Genomic DNA, 19332 nt, shown 5'->3' with positions numbered 1-19332 from the left:
CTAATTAATAGACAACATATAGCAGACTACTTATTAACTTCAGCCCATTTAACCTTGAACTCCGCACCGAAATCATTTGCGCAACACGTTCGAAAATATAAATCTATGATGTTAGAAACAGACTAATCATCTGTTCTTGTTGTTTCAATTTCATACTAAAAAGGAATGTATTGTATCATGTTGAAAACATAATTTATAACTAAATCGATTTACTTTCATTTACTTTTAAATAAAGATTAAAGAGAGCTTTTAAATCCATCTTTATTCTAAAGCTACAAACGAGCATACATTATGCTCGTTTTTCAATTGGTAGTTTAAATGTAAAAGTACTGCCTTCCCCTAATTTACTTTCAACGGTAATTTCTCCTCCATGTAGTTCGACAATCCATTTTACCATCGACAATCCTAAACCTGTGTTTCCCATGTTTGAAGATGTTCGTGCTGCATCAACTCGATAGAAGCGTTCCCATATTTTCGTAATATGTTGCTCGCTGATGCCTATGCCATTATCGGAGACTTTACCTATTATGTTCGTTCCATCACGGCATAGTTGTATATTCACACTACCATTCTCTTTACCATAAGCAATCGCATTCGTTAATAAATTCATTAATAAACGCATCATCAATGTTTGATCTGCTTTAATAAACAGGTCTTCCTCTATATTTGTTGTTATATCAATCGAGGCTTCTTGAACCATTAATGAAAGCTCTTCTACAACGATTTCCGTTAATTCACTCATATTGATACATTCAAATTGAAAAGTATCATGCTTTCCTTGATCAACTCGTGCTAATAATAAAAGTTGCGAGATTAACGAGGACATTTTACGTGATTGCCTTAAAATTACTTCTAAAGATTCTTCCATTTCTTTCGGATTATTCCTCTGCGATAAGGCGTATTCGCATTGCGAAATAATCACAGATGTTGGCGTTCTTAATTCATGAGATGCATCAGATGTAAATTGTTTTTCACTTTCAAATGATTTCTCCAATCGCTCAAACATGTTGTCAAAGGTTTGTGCTAAATGATAAATTTCGTCTTTCGATGAACCTTGTAAATTAATCCTCTTCGAAAGGTCTTTACCATCACCAATTTCACTAGCTGAATCACTCATTTGTTTCACAGGTCGAAACGCTCTTTGCGTAATAAAATATCCTCCCACTGCCGCAATGAGAATAAGTAATGGGAAAGAGATGAGTGTTACCACGATAAGCGTATTCATCGTTGATGATAATTGGTTCATCGTCATTATTCCACGAACCCAGACTTGCTCATCGCCGCCTACGTTATGGAGAAAATCATATACGATCCATTCTTTATTACCATTTTTAATGGTTTGTATTTCATCGGATTTAAGCGATATCTTTTTATTAAAGCTTGTTGGACTATTTCCTGCCAGTAGCTCACCTTGCTTACTATAAATGAGGAGATTTACTCCATCTTCTAAAGTTTCAAACTCATCGTCAATCTTTAACTGCCCATGCTTATATTTGATATCTTCCATGCTTTCTTTTACTGTGCTCTTTAATTGATTTTTCATATTAAAAAGCACAACTTTATCTGAAGAAGCTAAAATAAAAGCTAACACGAGTGCCATAATAATTACAATTAACCCCGTATACCAAAGGGTTACTCTCATTTTTATTGATAGTTTTTTCATGACTCTACTCGCAATACGTAACCAGTGCCTCGTACTGTATGAATTAACTTCGTTTCAAACTGGCTATCAATTTTTTTACGAAGGTATCGGACGTAAACATCAATAATATTTGAGCCACCTTCATAGTCGTAATTCCACACATGTTGCTCAATTTTATCTCGTGTCAACACAACTTCTTTATTACGAATCATATATTCTAAAATAGCAAATTCTTTACTGGAAAGATTAATAACCTGCTCTCCCCTTGTTACTTTATGCATATTGCAATCCACCACTAGATCAGCAATTTCAAACACATTAGAGGTATTCCCTGTTTTTCTTCGCATCAACACTCGAATTCTTGCTAATAGTTCATCAAAAGCAAATGGCTTTACTAAATAATCATCCGCACCTAAGTCGAGTCCTTTTACGCGATCATCAATTGTATCTTTAGCTGTAAGAAGCAAGACAGGAGTTGTATTATTGTCTGCGCGTAATCTTTGTAACACTTGTAACCCATCTATTCGGGGAATCATAATATCAAGCACAATCAAGTCATAAGTAGCCATGCTTATATAATCCAAGGCATCTGCTCCATTCCCACATCCATCGACACTATAATATTCTGCATTTAATCGTTTTACTAATATATTTTGTAAGTCTTGTTCATCTTCGACAATAAGAACTCGCATTAGCATCCTCCTTTTTTCTTATTATATATATCACTATAGTTCCAAAACATTAAAGAAAGATTAGAAACGATTTAATTATATCATTTTATTTTTTGGCACATTAATCTTCCTTTAATGTTTGTTCAGTAATATAAAGGCAAGGATAAGGTGCTCAATTAAAGGGAGGAAAACATAATGAGAAACTGGATGATAATTGGAGCAATGTCTTGTTTATTCTTAACAGCTTGTTCTACTCAATCTGATAACAATACAGAAGTACAACAACTGAAAGCGGAAAATGATAAATTACAAAAAGAAGTTGCTCAACTACAAAAAGAACCAAACAAAACAGAGCCTGCTACGAATGATACGAAGCAAATACAAGATTTCAAAAATGAAGTCTCATCTATTATAGAAAAGGCACATAACACAAAACCAGTTGGAGCAAAAGAAGAGGACTTAAATACGTACTTAGCAGCAAAAAAAGAAATTGACCAATTAGATGACAAAATAGATTTATCTGATAATCAGCTAGAAGCAGATTATCGCGCTGGAACGATAACTGTTGAACAATATCAAACACAAGAAAGAGAACAAGATATACTGGAAGATCAATTAGAGCAAGCAGAAAATGCACTTGAAGCAAGATTTGGAATAGATGATTAATCATTAAGGAGTGAATGAAAATGTTAAAACATAAAAAGAAAATAATGATAAGTGTAATTGCTACTTTAGTAATTGGTATTGCTATTGTTGGTGGATATTTTGGTATGGGTTACAATTATGCAAAAAAGAATGACAACTACACAGAAAAACAAGTTCGTGAAATTGCTTTAGCACAAACAAATGGAGAAATTATTCATGTGAAAAAAGAATTTGAATTAGAAGATGACAACTTAACACAATCTCAATTCGAATATGAAGTGGAAATCAAGACACCTGATAATCTATTGAATGTTTTAAAAGTTAGCGCTAGAACAGGCACAATAGAAATCGATCACGAAGATTAAAAAATATAATTAAGCAACGTGAATTCCATATTTTTAGGAACTCACATGATGGCATTCATGTTAAAAAACAAAAAAACTCTAACTAATTCGTCATGGCGATTTAGTTAGAGTTTTTTTGTTTGAAGTATTCACGAGTATCTACCCTTATCTTTTCAGGTAAAACAATATCAAGTTCTTTATCTAACCATGCAAGAGTCTTTTTACGAAGAAACTCACGCATGTGTTCTTCTGCTTCAAGCATTACTAAGTTAATTGTACAAGAAGAATTGCTAGGTTCACAAGAATTGCAAGCCTCGGCCTCGTCTCGATATAGTAGACCATTCTGTACAATATTTTTACATTGAAAAATAGGTTTTGGACCTTCGACAGCTTCTATTACATCCCAAAAAGAAACATCTTCTGGAGACTTAGCTAACCTATACCCGCCCTTTACACCTGGGACAGAATTTACAATGCCAGCTTTAGATAATTTACCGAAAACTTTTGAAAGAAATGTTTCAGAAAGCCCTTGGAACTCTGCCAAATCTTTTATTCCGACACTTTCCTTGGAAGGAGTGTTAATTAAATAAACTAGGCAATGCAAGGCATATTCAACCCCAACACTATACTGCATATACAAATCACCTGCTTTTTATTTTAAGGGTTATCAAATTGTATCTTAGGACCATTTAGAATTTTAGTCAAATAAAAAAAGGCTCTTTTCGAATAGTATGTATTTCGTTTGACAAAAATAATTTCAGAGCTTATATTAAAGACAAAGTTAATCGACGATTAACTTTGTCGACAATTAAAACGTAAAAACTTTTAAAAAGGGGAAATACAAATGAACAAAACACTTATCATAAACGCACATCCAAAAGTGGATGATACATCATCAGTCAGCATTAAAGTTCTTAACCACTTTTTAGTATCTTATAAAGAATTAATTCCTAATAATGAACCGATTGAACAAATTAATTTATACGATGATATAGTACCAATGATAGATAAAACTGTTTTAAGTGCATGGGAAAAGCAAGGAAATGGACAAAAGTTAACTGATGAAGAACAAAAAGTAACAGAGCGTATGTCCGAAATTTTACAACAATTTAAAAGTGCAAATACGTATGTTATCGTATTACCTTTGCACAATTTTAATATTCCATCAAAGTTAAAAGATTACATGGACAATATCATGATTGCACGTGAAACATTTAAATATACTGAAACTGGATCAGTGGGACTACTTAAAGATGGAAGAAGAATGCTTGTTATACAAGCAAGTGGAGGAATCTATACAAATGATGATTGGTATACAGAAGTGGAATACTCTCATAAATATTTAAAAGCAATGTTTAATTTCTTTGGTATTGAAGATTATCAAATCGTTCGTGCACAAGGAACAGCAGTACTAGATCCAAATGAAGTATTACAAAATGCGTATAAAGAAGTTGAAGAAGCAGCTTCTAGATTGGCTAACAAATAAAATTTTTCACTGGAAGAATGATGATTATAAATAAAGATCCCCTCCACCTTAAGGCAGAGGGGATCTTCTAATTCCTATTTCAAACTACCCGCAATCTCCGTAAAGATAACTCCAAGCGCATGTGCACCTGCATCTGGATAGCCTAAACTTCTTTCACCAACTGTACCGGCGCGGCCCATGCGAGCTACGATTTCTTTCGTGTACTCTGCTCCTTTAACGGCTGCTTCTGCACCTTTTTCAAAGGCAGTTTTCATGTCTACTTCGTTTGAAGCGCTAGCTAACCAAGAATCCACACATGGAGCAAGTGCATCAACAAGTGTTTTATCACCAACTACTGCACCTCTACCGAACGATCTTTCACCGATAGATTGTATGCCTTGCAGTGCTGCTTGCAACATTTCAGCAAATTCTTTCACTGTTAACTCACGCTTCTCGCCTGCTGCTTTACTAGCTGCGCGGAATGCACCGCCCCAAATTGGACCAGATGCGCCGCCGCAATGTTCCATAATAATCATGGAACAACCGTCAAGGAATGATCCGATCGTTACATTTTCTTGTTCTACAATAGAATGCCACTCACGTTTTAATTGCTTAAATCCTTTCGCAACACTCATTCCGAAGTCGCCGTCACCTGCATGTGTATCTAACTCACAGAACGGTACTTCATTTTTAATAATAATGTCGCTCATTTTATCAACGAGATAAATCATGTTGTTTAATGTAATGATATTATCTTTAATCACAGCGTGCTCTTCCGCTGTTTCTATTTCAAATGAAACTTCTTTCTCTTCTGCCTCTTCAAGTACATTCACGTACTCTACACTTTCAACTGGTCCATCTACTTTGAACGCTGGTGTATTACATTCTTTCGATAGTAATGTTTTTAGCTCATCATCTAACTTCATCACTGTTAAAGACATACCAGCCATATCAATACTCGTCATATAGTTACCGACGAATACTCTATTAATTTTAATGTTTCTAGCAGCTAATTCTCTCGTAACTGCGTTATTAAATAAGTATAGTTCTTGCAGTGGTGTACCACCAAAACCATTTACTAGAAGCGCAATTTCCTCGCCATCTTTTACTCCTAAATCTTTTATTAAATCATTTGTCATACGGTTAGCTAACTCATCAGCTGACATCGTTTTTTCACGCTTAATTCCTGGTTCGCCGTGAATACCAACGCCGTATTCCATTTCATCTTCCGCAAGTGTGAAAGTAGGTGATCCGCTCGCTGGAACTGTACAAGAAGTTAACGCTAAACCGATTGTACGCACGTTAGCCGCTGCTTTTTCCGCTACAGCTTTCACCGCGCCTAAATCCATACCTGCTTCCGCTGCTGCGCCGGCAATTTTATGAACGAGAATAACGCCCGCAACGCCGCGACGTCCTACTGTGTATAGACTATCTTCTACCGCAATATCATCGTCAACTTTTACGTAATCGACTTCAATTCCATCTTCCTTCGCTAAATGCGCACCGTTTTTGAAATTCATAATATCGCCGCTGTAGTTTTTAATAATTAATAACGTACCTTTTTTACTAGCTGTCTCTTTAATTGCTTGATATACCTGAATTTGCGAAGGAGAAGCAAACACATCTCCGCACACTGCCGCATCTAACATTCCTTTTCCGACTAGTCCTGCATGTGCTGGCTCATGACCACTACCGCCGCCACTAATTAACGTTACTTTGTTTTCGTTCATTTCTTTCTTCTTAATTACTTTATATTTTTTCAAAAGCTCAAGCTCTGGGTGAGCCATAACCATCCCGTTACACATTTCCATAACTAATGTTTCTGGTTTGTTTATAATCTTTTTCATTGTGATTCTCCCTCAATTCCTTTAATATATTGTGATATATTTGAAATCTTCTTCTTACTAACCATGTTAAAATGAAAGCGTTTTATAGTAAACGGACAAAATGGACAATCTGTCTAAAGACACCGCTCTCATTTATAGATAGGATTTTTATATTACTACATTCTAGGGATGATTCAGATGACCTCTTCTATAATTTCTAAAAAGATAATCGCGAACTCATTGAAATATTTAATGGAAACAGAGTCGTTTCATAAAATATCAGTAAGCGACATTATGTTACACTGTCAAATGCGTAGGCAAACTTTTTATTATCATTTTAAAGATAAATTTGAACTATTAAGCTGGATTTATAGAGAAGAAACGAAAGAAAACATTATCGACTTTCTCGACTATGAAACGTGGGAAAACATTTTCGATTTATTATTTGATTACTTTTATGAAAATCAAAAATTTTACCGAAATGCTTTTAAAGTCATTGAACAAAACTCGTTTAATCACTATTTATTTGAGCATACGAAAAACTTATATATGAAGATTATTGATGAACTATCCGTGAGCTGTGGATTCAGCCTTTCTGACGAGACAAAAAATACGATTGCCTCCTTTTATAGTCACGGCTTCGTTGGAACGATAAAAGATTGGATTGAAAGCAAATGCGAAGTAGATCCTTCCATTATGTCTTCTCTCATGAAAAATATGATCAACAATCAATTACTACTATTACTGGAGCAATCAGCAAAGTAATTAAAGGGTGGCAAAAGCAATGAAAAAGATTATGAATGATGTACAACATATCGTTCAAGATATGCTGCATGGCTTTTATTTTGAACATAACGACAAAGTAAATTACGACGAAACAAACAACATCATTTATGTAAAAGATATCGACAAACTGAAGCAAGACGTCGCTATTATAAGCGGTGGTGGTAGCGGACATGAACCTGCTGATATTGGTTATGTAGGAAAAGGAATGCTTACAGCGGCAGTAAATGGCAGTATTTTCACTCCGCCTACAGTAGAACAAATTGTCGCAGCTACTCACCTTATACCAAAGGATAAAAGTATTTTATTCATCATTAAAAACTTTAAAGATGATGTTGAGAATTTTCTAGCGGCGAAGCAAATTGCCAAAGAAGAAGGAAGACAAATTGACCACATCATCGTAAATGACGACGTTTCAATTGAAGATGATGCTTCTTTTAATAAAAGAAGACGCGGCGTCGCTGGCACTGTTTTCGTTCAAAAAATACTTGGTGCGGCCGCTGAGAGTGGACATTCTTTAGAAGAACTAACAACAATCGGGCAAGCTGTCATCAAAAACTTACACACATTAGGAGTTGCCCTTTCCCCTGCCAACGATCCAGTAAAAGGAAAAGCTTCATTCACATTAAACGAAGATGAAGTGTTTTACGGCGTCGGCATCCATGGTGAAAAAGGTTACCGTAAAGAAGCACTATCCTCTTCTGAAATATTAGCAATCGAACTAATGAACAAACTAAAAAGCATTTACCGCTGGAGAAAAGGTGACAACTTCGCCATCCTCGTTAATGGACTCGGCACAACTCCGCTAATGGAACAATACATTTTCGCAAATGATATTCGCCGTTTATGTGAGCTGGAGAAATTACAAGTGAAGTTCGTAAAAGTCGGTACACTGCTAACTTCTTTAGATATGAAGGGTGTTTCGCTCAGTTTGCTTAAGGTGGAAGATTTGGATTGGGTGAAGTGGTTGAATGCGGATGTTGGAGTGGGTAATTGGTAACTAAAATTATGATGATAAAAGCCTTTAGCTATAGCCAGTTAAAGGCTTTTTTTACAAATTGAAATATCGCACGAGCGTTAAAAATAAATTCGTAATCATCTCATTGGAAGATTACAGGTCTCCAGGATAATAAATTAACATCACACCTACAAGTGAGAAAACCAAATAAAAAACAGCTTCGTATTGTATAACTAGAGAAGTGTTAGTATCAAGCTTTTTCCCCTCTCTTTTATCTATCAGTTTAAATAAAACTCTATATAATACATACCCAATAATCGCCCCGAGAGTATTCGTAAATACATCATCAATATCTGTAATTCTACTATTTAGTAATTGACTTAACTCAATTGCCAATGAAAAAAAGAATCCCGCACATACGGTATTTTTCATTTTTCTAAACTGCGACCAAATAGTCGGTAATAAAAAACCTAACGGCATAAACAGTACAATGTTCAAAAGATACGTAGTACTACCTGCAGTATCAAATAAAGTCAAGTTAATTTGACTTACACGAATCCACGTTTCATTTCTACTTATATCCCATACAGTCGCGATCTGCGTCACCCCATACACTAGCGAAAGGTAAAACAGAAAAACATACACCCATAGAAAATGCCAAATAGATATAGTTCTTTTCGTTTTAAAATAAAATCCAATTTGAAATACAATACAAAAAATAACAGTAAAGAAATAAGTATACAAATAACTCATCAAAACTTCTGTATGCATGCAGAATCCCCTAACTTTACATTTTCATCTATGACTTTGTCGTTTTTAGTCTCCTTCATGATGTAACTCATTTATAGGATAGGAAAAACTTCTAAAATAAAAAGTGGGGGAAACATAAAATTTTTCTTAAATCTGCAGTTGGGTTTTATTATTACTCTTCTTAGGAATCCGCCATTGATAGCTAGGCAACAACATGCTTGAACGTAACAAGATTATCATTTTTGCACGTAATCCTCGTAGTACTTTAATTGATGAAACATATATAAAATCATGTGAATCGTTTGTTCAGTTAAAACATGAAATTAAGAAATATATGACGTACTATAATCACTCTTGCTATCAATAGAATTTAAAGAAGATGATTCCTGTTTGCATACAGAAATCATCTTTTTTAGGTTACCTAACTTTTTTTAGAATGTCCTTTACAAAGAGTACAGATCAAGAACACCTTATGCCTATTCAAAGGGATCAACTATACATTCTTTCCTTAAAATCACTAAAACCCATTTACAAATCTATAAAAGTAGATATAATATCCTTATGGAACCTTTATTAATTTATAAAGCATTGTCAAATGAAACAAGATGTCAAATTTTATCATGGTTGAAAAATCCAGAAAACTATTTCGATGAAAAACCTTATCTAGAGCAAGGCCTTAACTTTCAAGTTGGAGTATGTGTAGGAGATATCCAGCTTAAAACTGGTTTAGCCCAATCGGTTATTTCTAGTTATTTATTAACTATGAAAAAGGCAGGACTACTAGACTCTGACCGAATTGGAAAATGGACTTACTATCGTCGAAATGAAAAAACAATACAAGAGTTTTCTGAATACGTCCAAAACGAATTATAAAGTGAAAGCTAATAATCAATTAGCATACCAATTGATTATTAGCCTTCACACATTCTGCTTTTTTTATAAAATTGCACTACCTATAAAAGCAAGAAACATGGAAAGGAGAAATTTTTTTAACACATCATATCTAATTATTTAGATATCTGTTATTGTATTTCAAATTACATAGTCCTAATAATATTGACATCCAATCATGCTTGCAATAATGCTTCTTTGTTAATGAATTTACTTTCAAAATACTAGTACGAATGGAGAGTTTTATAAATGAAAAAAGTAAACCCTTTACTTATTCTGACACTCGCAATAGGTGTGTTCGGAATTATTACTACCGAAATGGGTATTGTCGGTGTATTACCACAAATCACTCAGAAATTCGGCATTTCAACTGCACAAGCAGGATTTTTAGTAAGTATATTCGCACTAGTTGTTGCTATTTCTGGTCCGTTTCTAATTTTGCTCGTCTCTGGGATTAATCGCAAAATAATTTTATTAACAGCAATTTTTACATTTGTTATTTCAAATATAATCTACGCTTATACAACACAATTTGAAATCATGCTTATTTTTCGTATTTTACCGGCTGCACTTCATCCACTCTTCTTTTCAATCGCTCTTGTAACAGCTGCTAAACTTGTCCCTCCTGAGAAAAGTGGTCAAGCCGTTACAAAAGTTTTCATGGGAATTACAGTTGGTTTTGCTCTAGGCGTACCATTAACCTCTTACCTTGCAGACCAATTTTCACTAGAAATTGCTTTCTTATTCGGAGCATTCGTTAACACTCTTGCATTCATTGGAATACTAATCTACCTTCCTTCTATGCCTGTTACAGAAAAAATGTCTTTCGGCAAACAAATTCGTATACTCGGCAAACCAGGATTATGGTTAAATATTTTAACCGTCACATTCCTTTTTGCAGCCATGTTTTCCGTATACAGCTACTTCGCTGAATACCTTGCAACAGTAACTTCCATGAATGGATCTCTCATCAGTATTATGCTATTCATATTTGGTATAGTTATGATTTTAGGTAATCATTTATTTGGTAGTCTCCTGCAAAAAAGTATAGTAAATACAGTACTATCCTTCCCTATTTTATATTCTATCGTTTACATATTAGTTTATTATTTAGGTTCCTACCTTGTTCCAATGATTTTTATCGTATTCATTTGGGGAATCGTACATGCTGGCGGATTAATTGTTGGTCAAACATGGTTAATAAGTGAAGCAAAAGAAGCACCTGAATTTGGTAATAGCCTATTCGTTTCATTCTCAAATCTCGGAATTACTTTAGGAACAACTATTGGAGGCTGGTTCATTTCAAACTTAGGTATTCACCAGCTTATTTGGAGTGGATTTCTATTCACACTACTTTCCTTTCTATTAGTTATAATAAAACTAAAATTTTTCAATTCCAATAGTCCAGCTTCATTATCAAGCTAGTACATTACAGTTCCAAATTTGATAAAAATATTATAAATTCTTCTCTATATAACATACAGGTTATTCTTCTTATAAGATTTTCCAAACTAAAAAGTATAATGCTCAAAGCCTTTAGCCATAATTACGACTAAAGGCTTTTTTGTATATAAAGTGAAACTTTAATCAGGCTTTTACAGGCAGTTAATGCGGGTTAAAAATAAATCTCAAAGGAGCTACTTTATGGAGCATAATCAAAATGGAATACTTGCTATAATTGTTTTGGTTTTAGGATTAGTGTTTTTTGTTAGTGGAATGGTTTATCATTTATGGGGTTCTTATTAATAGCATGATTGTAATCACCCATCCCCCCTCAAGTATATCGTTCCATACTTGAGGGGGGGGATTAATATGTTAAAAGACCATTTCTACGACCGTTGGCTGTATTTGGAGTATCAGCTGTATCTTCATTTTGCTAATCATAACAGGAATGGTATTAGCTCTAAATTTTCATGTGAAAGATCAACATACTATTAGATATCGTTTATAAAGAAACTGATGATAAATCTAAAGAGATTGATAAAGTGAAACTTTAATCAGTGGGGGTTTTGTTCATCCCCACTGATTATTAGCCTTCACCAATCGGGCGTTTACGGGCAGCCCCACAAATAGCGGGATAAATTAAAAGGGGATATATCACTATTGGAAACGCAAAATAAAACGCTAGATGCTGAAGTGAAAAGATTAAAAGAAGAATTAGCAAAGAAAGAACAACCTAAAAAAGAAGAATAAAAGCGCGAAACGCAACAACCTGCTGCTCAACCGGAAAAGAAAGAAGAAGTTAAACAACAACAATCTACAGGTTCATTTGCAAATCCAGTGAAGGAAAAAGCGAAGCAATACTTCAAAGATGATTACATGACTCAAAACTTTGTTGCTAGTGAGCAAACGAAAGCGTACGATTTCTTATATGGCATTGAAATAAAATCACAAGAAGAATTGAACATGATGAAAAACGCATTAAAAGATTTTCCTAACGATTTTATGACAGCTAAGTTTGTTTATGAAGAACAGATGAAAACAAAAAATCTACAATAAACATTTTTAAAGTTCACATTACCTTTATAAGGGGATTATGAACAAAGTAGTGAAGTAAGTGATAGCACTCAGATGAGTGCTTTTACTATGTAGATCAACAAAAGAGAGGAATAAACAATATGAATAGAAAAGCTTTCATTGGATTTCTAAGTACTATCATTATTCCAATTATCAGCATCTACTATCGGCCTAATTAATTTTTCCTTATGCCCTTTAACATCAACCGTTTCAAATTTCTTTAAACTATTACATATGTTTGTACCACGCTTTGTTGATACGTTCACACTTCACAGTTGTTGAATTTTTAGACTTATCCCTTAGTGTACCCATACTATTAGAACATCCTACCATATTTAGACAGAATGTAGCCAACACACATGATATTATTAATTTCTTCAAATAGCCAATTCAAACTCTCTTTCGGTTAACGTTTTTTCATAAAATAAGTTCCATACTAATTTTACATTATATTAAAAGTTGAAAAATATTCTTATACTCATAAATTGTTACATTTAAAGGGGAGAAACAGAATTTCATAAGATATTATTATTAAAAAACTTACATATAGTTTAAATATAGCCTCTTATATAAAAAAATCCCAATAAAATATATATTTGAAACATATTTCTCAATGAATAAAATAACTTAACATGGTAAAATAATATTGGGATGAGAATCCCAATATTATTAAAATTAAGATGGTTCAAGTCGAAGAAAGGCACCTCAGGGTGTCTTTTCTTTATTTCTCAATGTAAGAACTTTAAGGATATGCTAGCAAATTCCCTTCTGTACAATGAAGGAGTAACACCTAATAGTAAGGCCCATCTATTTCCGTAGGTGGGTTTTATGTAATTTTATACTTATGCATGATGGTTCGATTCGGAAGAAGGAGCCTTTTATAATGAAATTTTATAAAAAAGCCTTAAAAAACAATAATTGCAACTATATTAATTTTACATTACATTAAGGATGGAGAATATTATTATACTAATAAAGCGCTAAATAGTAGGGGGAAAAATGGAATTTTGTGATTTGGGTATTACCATTAAAGAACTTCGAATTAAAAAAAATATATCACAATCCGAATTATGTCATGGCATATGTTCACAAAGTCAAATTAGCAAGATAGAAAAAGGTATGATTTATCCATCTAGCATATTGTTATATCAATTATCAGAAAGACTTGGTGTTGATCCAAATAATATATTTGCACTAACTCAAAACAAAAAATTAAAATACGTAAAAAATGTAAAATATGTAATGAGAGATTGTGTAAAGCAAAAACAATATAAAGAACTTTATGAAATAGTAAAAAAAGAGAAAAACGAAAACAATTTCCAATCAACAGAAGATAAACAATTTCTAATATGGTATGAAGCAATTGCTATATATCGTGTGAATAACTCAACAAAAGCGGCTTTAACTCTTCTTAATAATGCATTAAAACTAACTTTAACCAATGTTGATTGTTTATCAGAAAGAGAAATAGATATTATGCAATCAACTGCTATATTGTATGCGGAAAACAAAGAATACGAAAAAAGTATTAATATGTTAAAAAAATGCTTAACTAATTTTAATAAGTTAGATTTTCCTAGAGATAAAGAAATTAAATTAAAAATTATTTTAAATTTAGCAAAATGTTTAGACTTCACCTATCAACATGAAGAAGCAATAAAACACCTTGATAAGGGCATCAAATTAGCTATTAATCTAAACACTTTATACCTATTAGGTGAACTATTCTATTTAAAAGGTCAGTATTTATTAAAGATTAAACAACATGATGAAGAAGATGTTGTGAATAACATGAAAAAAGCATTATTTATATTTGAACTAACAGAAAAAGAACATTATATACAAATGATTAAAGATGAATTGATTGAAATACAAAATAAAAAACACTCATAATTTCGTAAAAACTACTTACAAAGCCCACAGGAAAAATCTCTATAGTTTTTAAACTTAGAACGATATTATTAAAATGAAAGTAGTTCAAGTTGGAGGAAGGTACCTTTGGTTGTCTTTTTTCTTTATTCGTAAATCTGTATTTTAACATGCAATTCCTTTAATCTTATATAAAGGATAAATTAAAATAAGGAGGATATTTATACATGCAAAAAGGTGCTCTTATAATTACATCTTTATTACTTATAATTAGTTTATTTATAATCGGGAAAGGGATAATAGATCGTTATTTTATTACAGGTGATCCGAAATTAAGAGAAGAAGCTATTATAGGTATTATGTGGCACTTAGAGGACAAAGGCTATACGAAGTCAGATGTTCTAGAAATTAAATCTTCTTTTAATAGTAAAATAGGTCAATATGGAGCACATGTTAAATTTAAAGATGAACCAAACATATGGTACAAATACATAGGCTGGGATAACCCTCATACAGGTAAGGTTGAATTTGGGCAAGGTGATAATGGCGAGCAAGGAAAACATACAGAATTAAAATAATATATATTTAATTACATCATAAAAGCATATTAAGGTATCTTTTCTTTAAAAAAAGCACTCATAAGAGTGCTTTTTTTAATCTAACTAATATTATTAATTATCCCCAAGTTCCACCTTCACCAATAAAGTATAGCCCTAATTTATGTTGAGTAAATAAGAAATCTGCTGGGTGTACAATGTAGAATCTCTGTGTTGGGAATAAATCTACCCCAGCTCCATCACGATAAGATAAATAAACAAGCTTACTACAGTATGTTTTCGCACTGTCTACTTTAGCAGACGTTGTAAAAATGTCATATTTGTAGTTATAACGATTCTGATAAAAATGATTATAAGCATAATTACCAGCTGCCGCACCAACTGATCTATTCGGGTGTCTGAAATAGAAAAATCTCTTATAATACGGGTTGCCCTTATGAATGAATTCCCACTTAGATAGTTCTTGCATTTGAACAGCAGGATACTCATCTGTACCAGGAGCATGAACTATTTGATAATCTTTACCGTCCATAGGATCTTTAGCAATAATCGCTGTATGTCCTGCTATTGGACCATATCTAGAATTAGGCGTATATATTACATCTCCTTTACGTACCCAATCATCCGGCATTGCACGTGCCGCAAAACTTCTTGCTTTTCCATCATTACTAGATTCTAAACTCTTTCTAAACTCCTCAATCTCCTCTTTTGATGGAATTCGAAGTTGCTTTTGTTCAGGTTTAAGCATTGTGGAATCACTCGCAGATTCTACAAACGCTCTAGCTTTTGCTGCTTGTTGTACTTTAATACTGTCAAAATCTAAATCATTTTCATTATAACCTAGCGATTGTCGCATTGGTTCCCTTTTTTCATTGAACTCTTTTTCAGCGTCAAGGCTCATCCATTTTTTCCCTAAATTAGTGCCTACTAGATAAAAAGTTCCTTGCTCTGTTTTCTGCATATCATATGCAAAAATCGGTTGAGGACCATAATATCCAACTCTATCAGCTTCTATAAACGGTTTATCAAAAGTAGAGAAATTTACATCTACATTAATTCTAGCTCCGTTAGGCGCAGCCCATTTAAGGCCTTCACTTGCAGTAACTATCTTCCACCAACCATCGGCACGTTTTTCCACTACAGCAAGGAATTTTTGTGGCCCATATGCACTCCCCTTAGCTGATGTAAAAGACGGTTCGCTATAAGAAGAAAAGTTATTATTAACTGCTACTGTCTCTGCAACACCTGGATACATCCATTTGTCGCCTTCCCAAGTTTGAACTTTCAACCATCCTTTAGTATTTCCCTCAATTACTCTAATAGTAGTAGGGCTATAAGGTACTTCCATATTTCCTTTTTGAGATGAAAATGCAGGCTCATAAAACACTAAAAATGGTTTATCAAATGCTTTTAACTCCCCATCTAGGTTAACCCACTTATCACCCTCATAAGTTGCTACTTTCCACCAACCATTTGTACGTTTTTCTTTTACAACAAGTGATTTTTGTGGCCCATATTGGTTTCCACCACTTGCTTTTTCAGATGTAAATGAAGGTTCATTATACGCATAGAAATTTTTATCTACTTTTACCGCTTCAGAATTAAGGAAAATCCATTTATCTCCTTCATTGGTTTGAATCTTTAACCATCCATCTTCTTGTCCATCTATTACCGTAACTACTTGAGGTGCTATAACATTACCATTGTTCCCTTTTGGTGATGTGAATTTAGGTTCAGCAAAAGTAATATAGGGTTTCTCTATTTTCTTTTTTTCCCCATCGGTATTAATCCACTTATCGCCTTCCCAAGTTCCTATCTTCCACCAACCATTTGAACGCTTCTCTTTTACAGTTAGAGCTTTTTGAGGTCCATATTGAGCTCCACCATTTCCCTTTGCAGATGTAAACGATGGCTCGTTATATGCAAAGAACGATTTGTTAAATGGTATAACTTCATCAGCAAATGAAATGTTGTTCGCTGAAAAAATTACAAATACAAATAATAAAAATGAAAACAACTTCTTCAAGACAAATCTTCCTCCCTTGGAAATATATTAAATAAAATAGTAATTCATGTTATATAATGTCATATATTTATATAAATTTCTATATATATTTCTATATATTTATATAAAACGAAAAATGTTATTATAATTCGAAAAGTGTTATTATTTAAAGTTCAGATAATCCAAGTCGGAGAAAGGCACCTTAGGGTGTCTTTTTTTATTTTCAAAAGGACCTGCTCAATTATTGCGTAAAAAACATAAAGTAATTTGAATCCGTTAAAATACATGAGTGACCTTTTGTTTTCCCCTCTTATTAAAAGGAGGAACTATTATGGGATTTGGTGGTAGTTGTGGCGGCTGTGGATTTTCTGGAGGCTTTGCTTTATTAGTTGTATTATTTATTTTATTAATCATCGTTGGAGCTTCTTGCTTCTGCTAAAAAACTATCGGAAAAGACACTCATATATGGGTGTCTTTTCTTTTTACGTTAAAAGGCCCCCTATTTCCGTAGGTGGCCTTTATCTTTATTACACAATATTAAAGTATACTCTCTTTTCCCCGTAAACTTTATGTAATTATACATATTAGTGAAAAAATACACTTAATGAATATTAAATATAGTAAAATATAAATTGTGGACATGTTCTATAAAGCAGATTCTTTTGACAGGCGTAACATATCAATCATTATAGGGGATGTGGCGTTACTCCGATACTGATCTCAAATCTCTTTTATTTTATGAACTAACAATCTGGTGTATATAAACGATTCTGTTTTATAGGGTGTGTTTACATTTATAACAAAGGGGTAATACGGATAGATTCGTATGAAATGAAAATGGTTCAAGTCGGAGAAAGGCACCTTAGGGTGTCTTTTCTTTATAATAAAAAAGCTCTCCATACAGGAAAGCTTTTACGTTTATACATGTAAGTCATCCAAATTAGTGATTCACACAACTCTTTATTCCTTCACATCTTTCATGCTGTAATATCCTAAATTAATAATAATTAAGAAATACCCACCCATAATTCCAGCAGCAAATGTCCACATGAAATCATGATGTTCAATTTCATACATAATGATCGCGCTGAGTATTGCGGCTGCAAACCGATTTATCATTCCAAGCATCGGCGCTTTTTCTTTTTTCACAATGCTGTCTCCGAACTTTTCAATACGCCTTCCTAAAATCCAGGCGCAATACATACTCACTAAAAGACCAATGCCCCCCCCTACAAACTGGGCTGAAAAAGGTGTCATAAGCCATCCTAATACCATCACACCTAGCAAACAATACATTTGTATATTGAATGATCTTAATGCCATACGAATCATGCAATGCTCCTTACCTTTCTCATTAGTCCCATCTTTCGGAGTTCAAGCTTTCCGATATATCTTTTTTAAAATGAGGAAATTTGATTTTGCTCACCATTAAATAAGCGAGTACGCATGTGCCAAACGCCACGGAAACTGGATTATTCAAAAAGCATAAAATGAGGAGACACATTGCCGCGAATGGTATTGGCATTCCGATAAATGTCGGGAGTTTGCTTTGCTGCGTGTTAAATCTCGCAAGCCGAAGCATGCCACAAATACTGTAAGCAAGCGCACATATCATCCCGATAGACTGTAATTCTTTCAATGCGACACTATATGCAAGAATAGACGGTGCCACACCAAAGGTAACTAAATCCGCAAACGAGTCCAACTCTCCGCCAATTTCCGAAACAGCATCAAGTTTCCGAGCGACCATACCATCAAAAAAATCAAATAACATACCTGTAATAATAAAAACTGCTCCTAAATAAATATCGTGAACGAAAACAGCGTAAATAGCCAAAAGCCCACATACAAAATTTGCTATCGTAATCATATTTGGTATGTAACTCATAACATGCTTCTCCTCCTTTCTACTAATTGCTTCATCTAAGTTCTTACTCATTACAATCAAGATCCTTCTGTTTTTCTTCTAATATAACTTTATTTATTTTCGTTAACGTATCGGTCATTTGCTCTAAAGCATGTATATCGATTTTCGAAAAGTACTTCTCAATTAATACATCATCTAAATCAGACAACCGCTCTATATACTTACTACCGTTTGGACCAAGTGTAAGGAAATACTCCCGTTTATTATTAGGGTTTACTTGTTTCGAAATCATCTTCTGTTTTTCCAATTTCGATAAAACTTGGCTCACAGCACTTTTCGATATATTAAAAGTAGTCGCAATGTGATTCGCTGTCGTATTTTCATTTAAATTAATATGAAATAGCATGCTCTCTTGCTGTCCTGTAAGACCGTACTCATCTTTTAGCTCCTGAAATAGTAAAATGTAAAATTCGTTATAAGCCCGGTTCATTTCATTAATTATTTCTTTATACGATCTAGTCATAGCATTCTTCCTCCATGTT

At 33.5% G+C, this 19332-nt stretch carries 19 protein-coding genes and 2 pseudogenes; 12 read left to right on the top strand and 9 right to left on the bottom strand.

Annotated elements, in window-relative coordinates:
* Nucleotides 1–289: 289 nt before the first annotated feature.
* Complete coding sequence (locus G9F74_RS17460; protein WP_000736484.1) at nucleotides 290–1663, bottom strand: sensor histidine kinase; 1374 nt, start codon at nucleotides 1661–1663, stop codon at nucleotides 290–292.
* A complete protein-coding gene (locus tag G9F74_RS17455) occupies nucleotides 1660–2334 on the bottom strand; it encodes a response regulator transcription factor (RefSeq protein WP_001264540.1) in 675 nt (224 codons plus the stop codon). The genes G9F74_RS17460 and G9F74_RS17455 overlap by 4 nt, the downstream gene beginning before the upstream one ends.
* A 174-nt stretch (nucleotides 2335–2508) precedes the next feature.
* Between G9F74_RS17455 and G9F74_RS17450 the strand changes: the two genes are divergently transcribed.
* Both G9F74_RS17450 and G9F74_RS17445 read left to right on the top strand, forming a co-directional pair.
* The gene (locus G9F74_RS17450) at nucleotides 2509–2979 is read left to right on the top strand and encodes a hypothetical protein (protein ID WP_001246840.1); all 471 of its coding nucleotides are present in this window, start codon (nucleotides 2509–2511) and stop codon (nucleotides 2977–2979) included.
* 20 nt (nucleotides 2980–2999) lie between these two features.
* A complete protein-coding gene (locus G9F74_RS17445; protein WP_000912147.1) occupies nucleotides 3000–3323 on the top strand; it encodes a PepSY domain-containing protein in 324 nt (107 codons plus the stop codon).
* A gap of 100 nt (nucleotides 3324–3423) precedes the next feature.
* On the opposite strand, the gene G9F74_RS17440 is transcribed toward G9F74_RS17445, so the two are convergent.
* Nucleotides 3424–3936, bottom strand: coding sequence for an RrF2 family transcriptional regulator (locus tag G9F74_RS17440; RefSeq protein WP_001200345.1), 513 nt, complete (start codon nucleotides 3934–3936; stop codon nucleotides 3424–3426).
* A gap of 210 nt (nucleotides 3937–4146) precedes the next feature.
* On the opposite strand from G9F74_RS17440, the gene G9F74_RS17435 reads away from it, so the two are divergent.
* On the top strand, nucleotides 4147–4788 hold the full coding sequence (locus G9F74_RS17435) for an FMN-dependent NADH-azoreductase (RefSeq protein ID WP_001044357.1): 642 nt from the start codon (nucleotides 4147–4149) through the stop codon (nucleotides 4786–4788).
* Nucleotides 4789–4862: 74 nt separating this feature from the next.
* On the opposite strand, the gene dhaK is transcribed toward G9F74_RS17435, so the two are convergent.
* Nucleotides 4863–6614: a dihydroxyacetone kinase subunit DhaK gene (gene dhaK, locus G9F74_RS17430; RefSeq protein WP_000720708.1), complete on the bottom strand. Its 1752-nt coding sequence runs from the start codon at nucleotides 6612–6614 to the stop codon at nucleotides 4863–4865.
* Between the two features lie 177 nt (nucleotides 6615–6791).
* On the opposite strand from dhaK, the gene dhaS reads away from it, so the two are divergent.
* Together dhaS and dhaQ are read left to right on the top strand one after the other, a co-directional pair.
* Nucleotides 6792–7358: a dihydroxyacetone kinase transcriptional activator DhaS gene (dhaS, locus tag G9F74_RS17425; RefSeq protein ID WP_000204220.1), complete on the top strand. Its 567-nt coding sequence runs from the start codon at nucleotides 6792–6794 to the stop codon at nucleotides 7356–7358.
* Between the two features lie 19 nt (nucleotides 7359–7377).
* The gene (gene dhaQ, locus G9F74_RS17420) at nucleotides 7378–8376 is read left to right on the top strand and encodes a DhaKLM operon coactivator DhaQ (RefSeq protein ID WP_000723338.1); all 999 of its coding nucleotides are present in this window, start codon (nucleotides 7378–7380) and stop codon (nucleotides 8374–8376) included.
* A gap of 111 nt (nucleotides 8377–8487) precedes the next feature.
* Here the strand turns inward: dhaQ and G9F74_RS17415 are convergent, their stop codons facing one another.
* The gene (locus G9F74_RS17415; RefSeq protein WP_016107951.1) at nucleotides 8488–9105 is read right to left on the bottom strand and encodes a VanZ family protein; all 618 of its coding nucleotides are present in this window, start codon (nucleotides 9103–9105) and stop codon (nucleotides 8488–8490) included.
* A gap of 244 nt (nucleotides 9106–9349) precedes the next feature.
* Here G9F74_RS17415 and G9F74_RS30125 point away from each other — a divergent pair.
* From G9F74_RS30125 to G9F74_RS17390, 6 genes and pseudogenes are all read left to right on the top strand, one after another.
* A pseudogene (locus G9F74_RS30125) lies at nucleotides 9350–9451 on the top strand (TetR family transcriptional regulator); the annotation flags it as partial.
* 194 nt (nucleotides 9452–9645) lie between these two features.
* Nucleotides 9646–9957, top strand: coding sequence for an ArsR/SmtB family transcription factor (locus G9F74_RS17410; RefSeq protein WP_000433544.1), 312 nt, complete (start codon nucleotides 9646–9648; stop codon nucleotides 9955–9957).
* Nucleotides 9958–10224: 267 nt separating this feature from the next.
* Entirely contained in the window at nucleotides 10225–11400 is a 1176-nt protein-coding gene (locus G9F74_RS17405; RefSeq protein WP_000757557.1) for an MFS transporter, read from the top strand.
* Between the two features lie 654 nt (nucleotides 11401–12054).
* Nucleotides 12055–12474: pseudogene (locus G9F74_RS29900) on the top strand (Branched-chain amino acid permease); the annotation flags it as partial.
* Between the two features lie 1017 nt (nucleotides 12475–13491).
* Complete coding sequence (locus tag G9F74_RS17395) at nucleotides 13492–14385, top strand: helix-turn-helix domain-containing protein (protein ID WP_000393592.1); 894 nt, start codon at nucleotides 13492–13494, stop codon at nucleotides 14383–14385.
* 203 nt (nucleotides 14386–14588) lie between these two features.
* Nucleotides 14589–14939: a DUF3139 domain-containing protein gene (locus G9F74_RS17390; RefSeq protein ID WP_016107950.1), complete on the top strand. Its 351-nt coding sequence runs from the start codon at nucleotides 14589–14591 to the stop codon at nucleotides 14937–14939.
* Between the two features lie 97 nt (nucleotides 14940–15036).
* Here the strand turns inward: G9F74_RS17390 and G9F74_RS17385 are convergent, their stop codons facing one another.
* On the bottom strand, nucleotides 15037–16944 hold the full coding sequence (locus G9F74_RS17385; protein ID WP_016107949.1) for a C40 family peptidase: 1908 nt from the start codon (nucleotides 16942–16944) through the stop codon (nucleotides 15037–15039).
* Nucleotides 16945–17254: 310 nt separating this feature from the next.
* Between G9F74_RS17385 and G9F74_RS17380 the strand changes: the two genes are divergently transcribed.
* The gene (locus tag G9F74_RS17380) at nucleotides 17255–17362 is read left to right on the top strand and encodes a YjcZ family sporulation protein (RefSeq protein ID WP_000505673.1); all 108 of its coding nucleotides are present in this window, start codon (nucleotides 17255–17257) and stop codon (nucleotides 17360–17362) included.
* 521 nt (nucleotides 17363–17883) lie between these two features.
* On the opposite strand, the gene G9F74_RS17375 is transcribed toward G9F74_RS17380, so the two are convergent.
* From G9F74_RS17375 to G9F74_RS17365, 3 genes are read right to left on the bottom strand one after another with little or no spacing between them, the layout of a single operon-like run.
* Nucleotides 17884–18255: an ATP synthase subunit I gene (locus G9F74_RS17375; RefSeq protein WP_016107948.1), complete on the bottom strand. Its 372-nt coding sequence runs from the start codon at nucleotides 18253–18255 to the stop codon at nucleotides 17884–17886.
* A gap of 22 nt (nucleotides 18256–18277) precedes the next feature.
* Nucleotides 18278–18862 carry a CDP-diacylglycerol--serine O-phosphatidyltransferase gene (pssA, locus tag G9F74_RS17370; protein ID WP_000042023.1) on the bottom strand — a complete coding sequence of 195 codons (585 nt, stop codon included), beginning with the start codon at nucleotides 18860–18862 and terminating at the stop codon, nucleotides 18278–18280.
* A complete protein-coding gene (locus tag G9F74_RS17365) occupies nucleotides 18855–19313 on the bottom strand; it encodes a MarR family winged helix-turn-helix transcriptional regulator (protein WP_016107947.1) in 459 nt (152 codons plus the stop codon). The genes pssA and G9F74_RS17365 overlap by 8 nt, the downstream gene beginning before the upstream one ends.
* Between the last annotated feature and the right edge of the window lie 19 nt (nucleotides 19314–19332).

This window comes from Bacillus sp. EKM202B (assembly GCF_011066025.1).
Classification (GTDB): domain Bacteria; phylum Bacillota; class Bacilli; order Bacillales; family Bacillaceae_G; genus Bacillus_A; species Bacillus_A toyonensis.
Note: the sequence above shows the minus strand (reverse complement) of the source record. Positions and strands in the feature narration are given on the sequence as shown.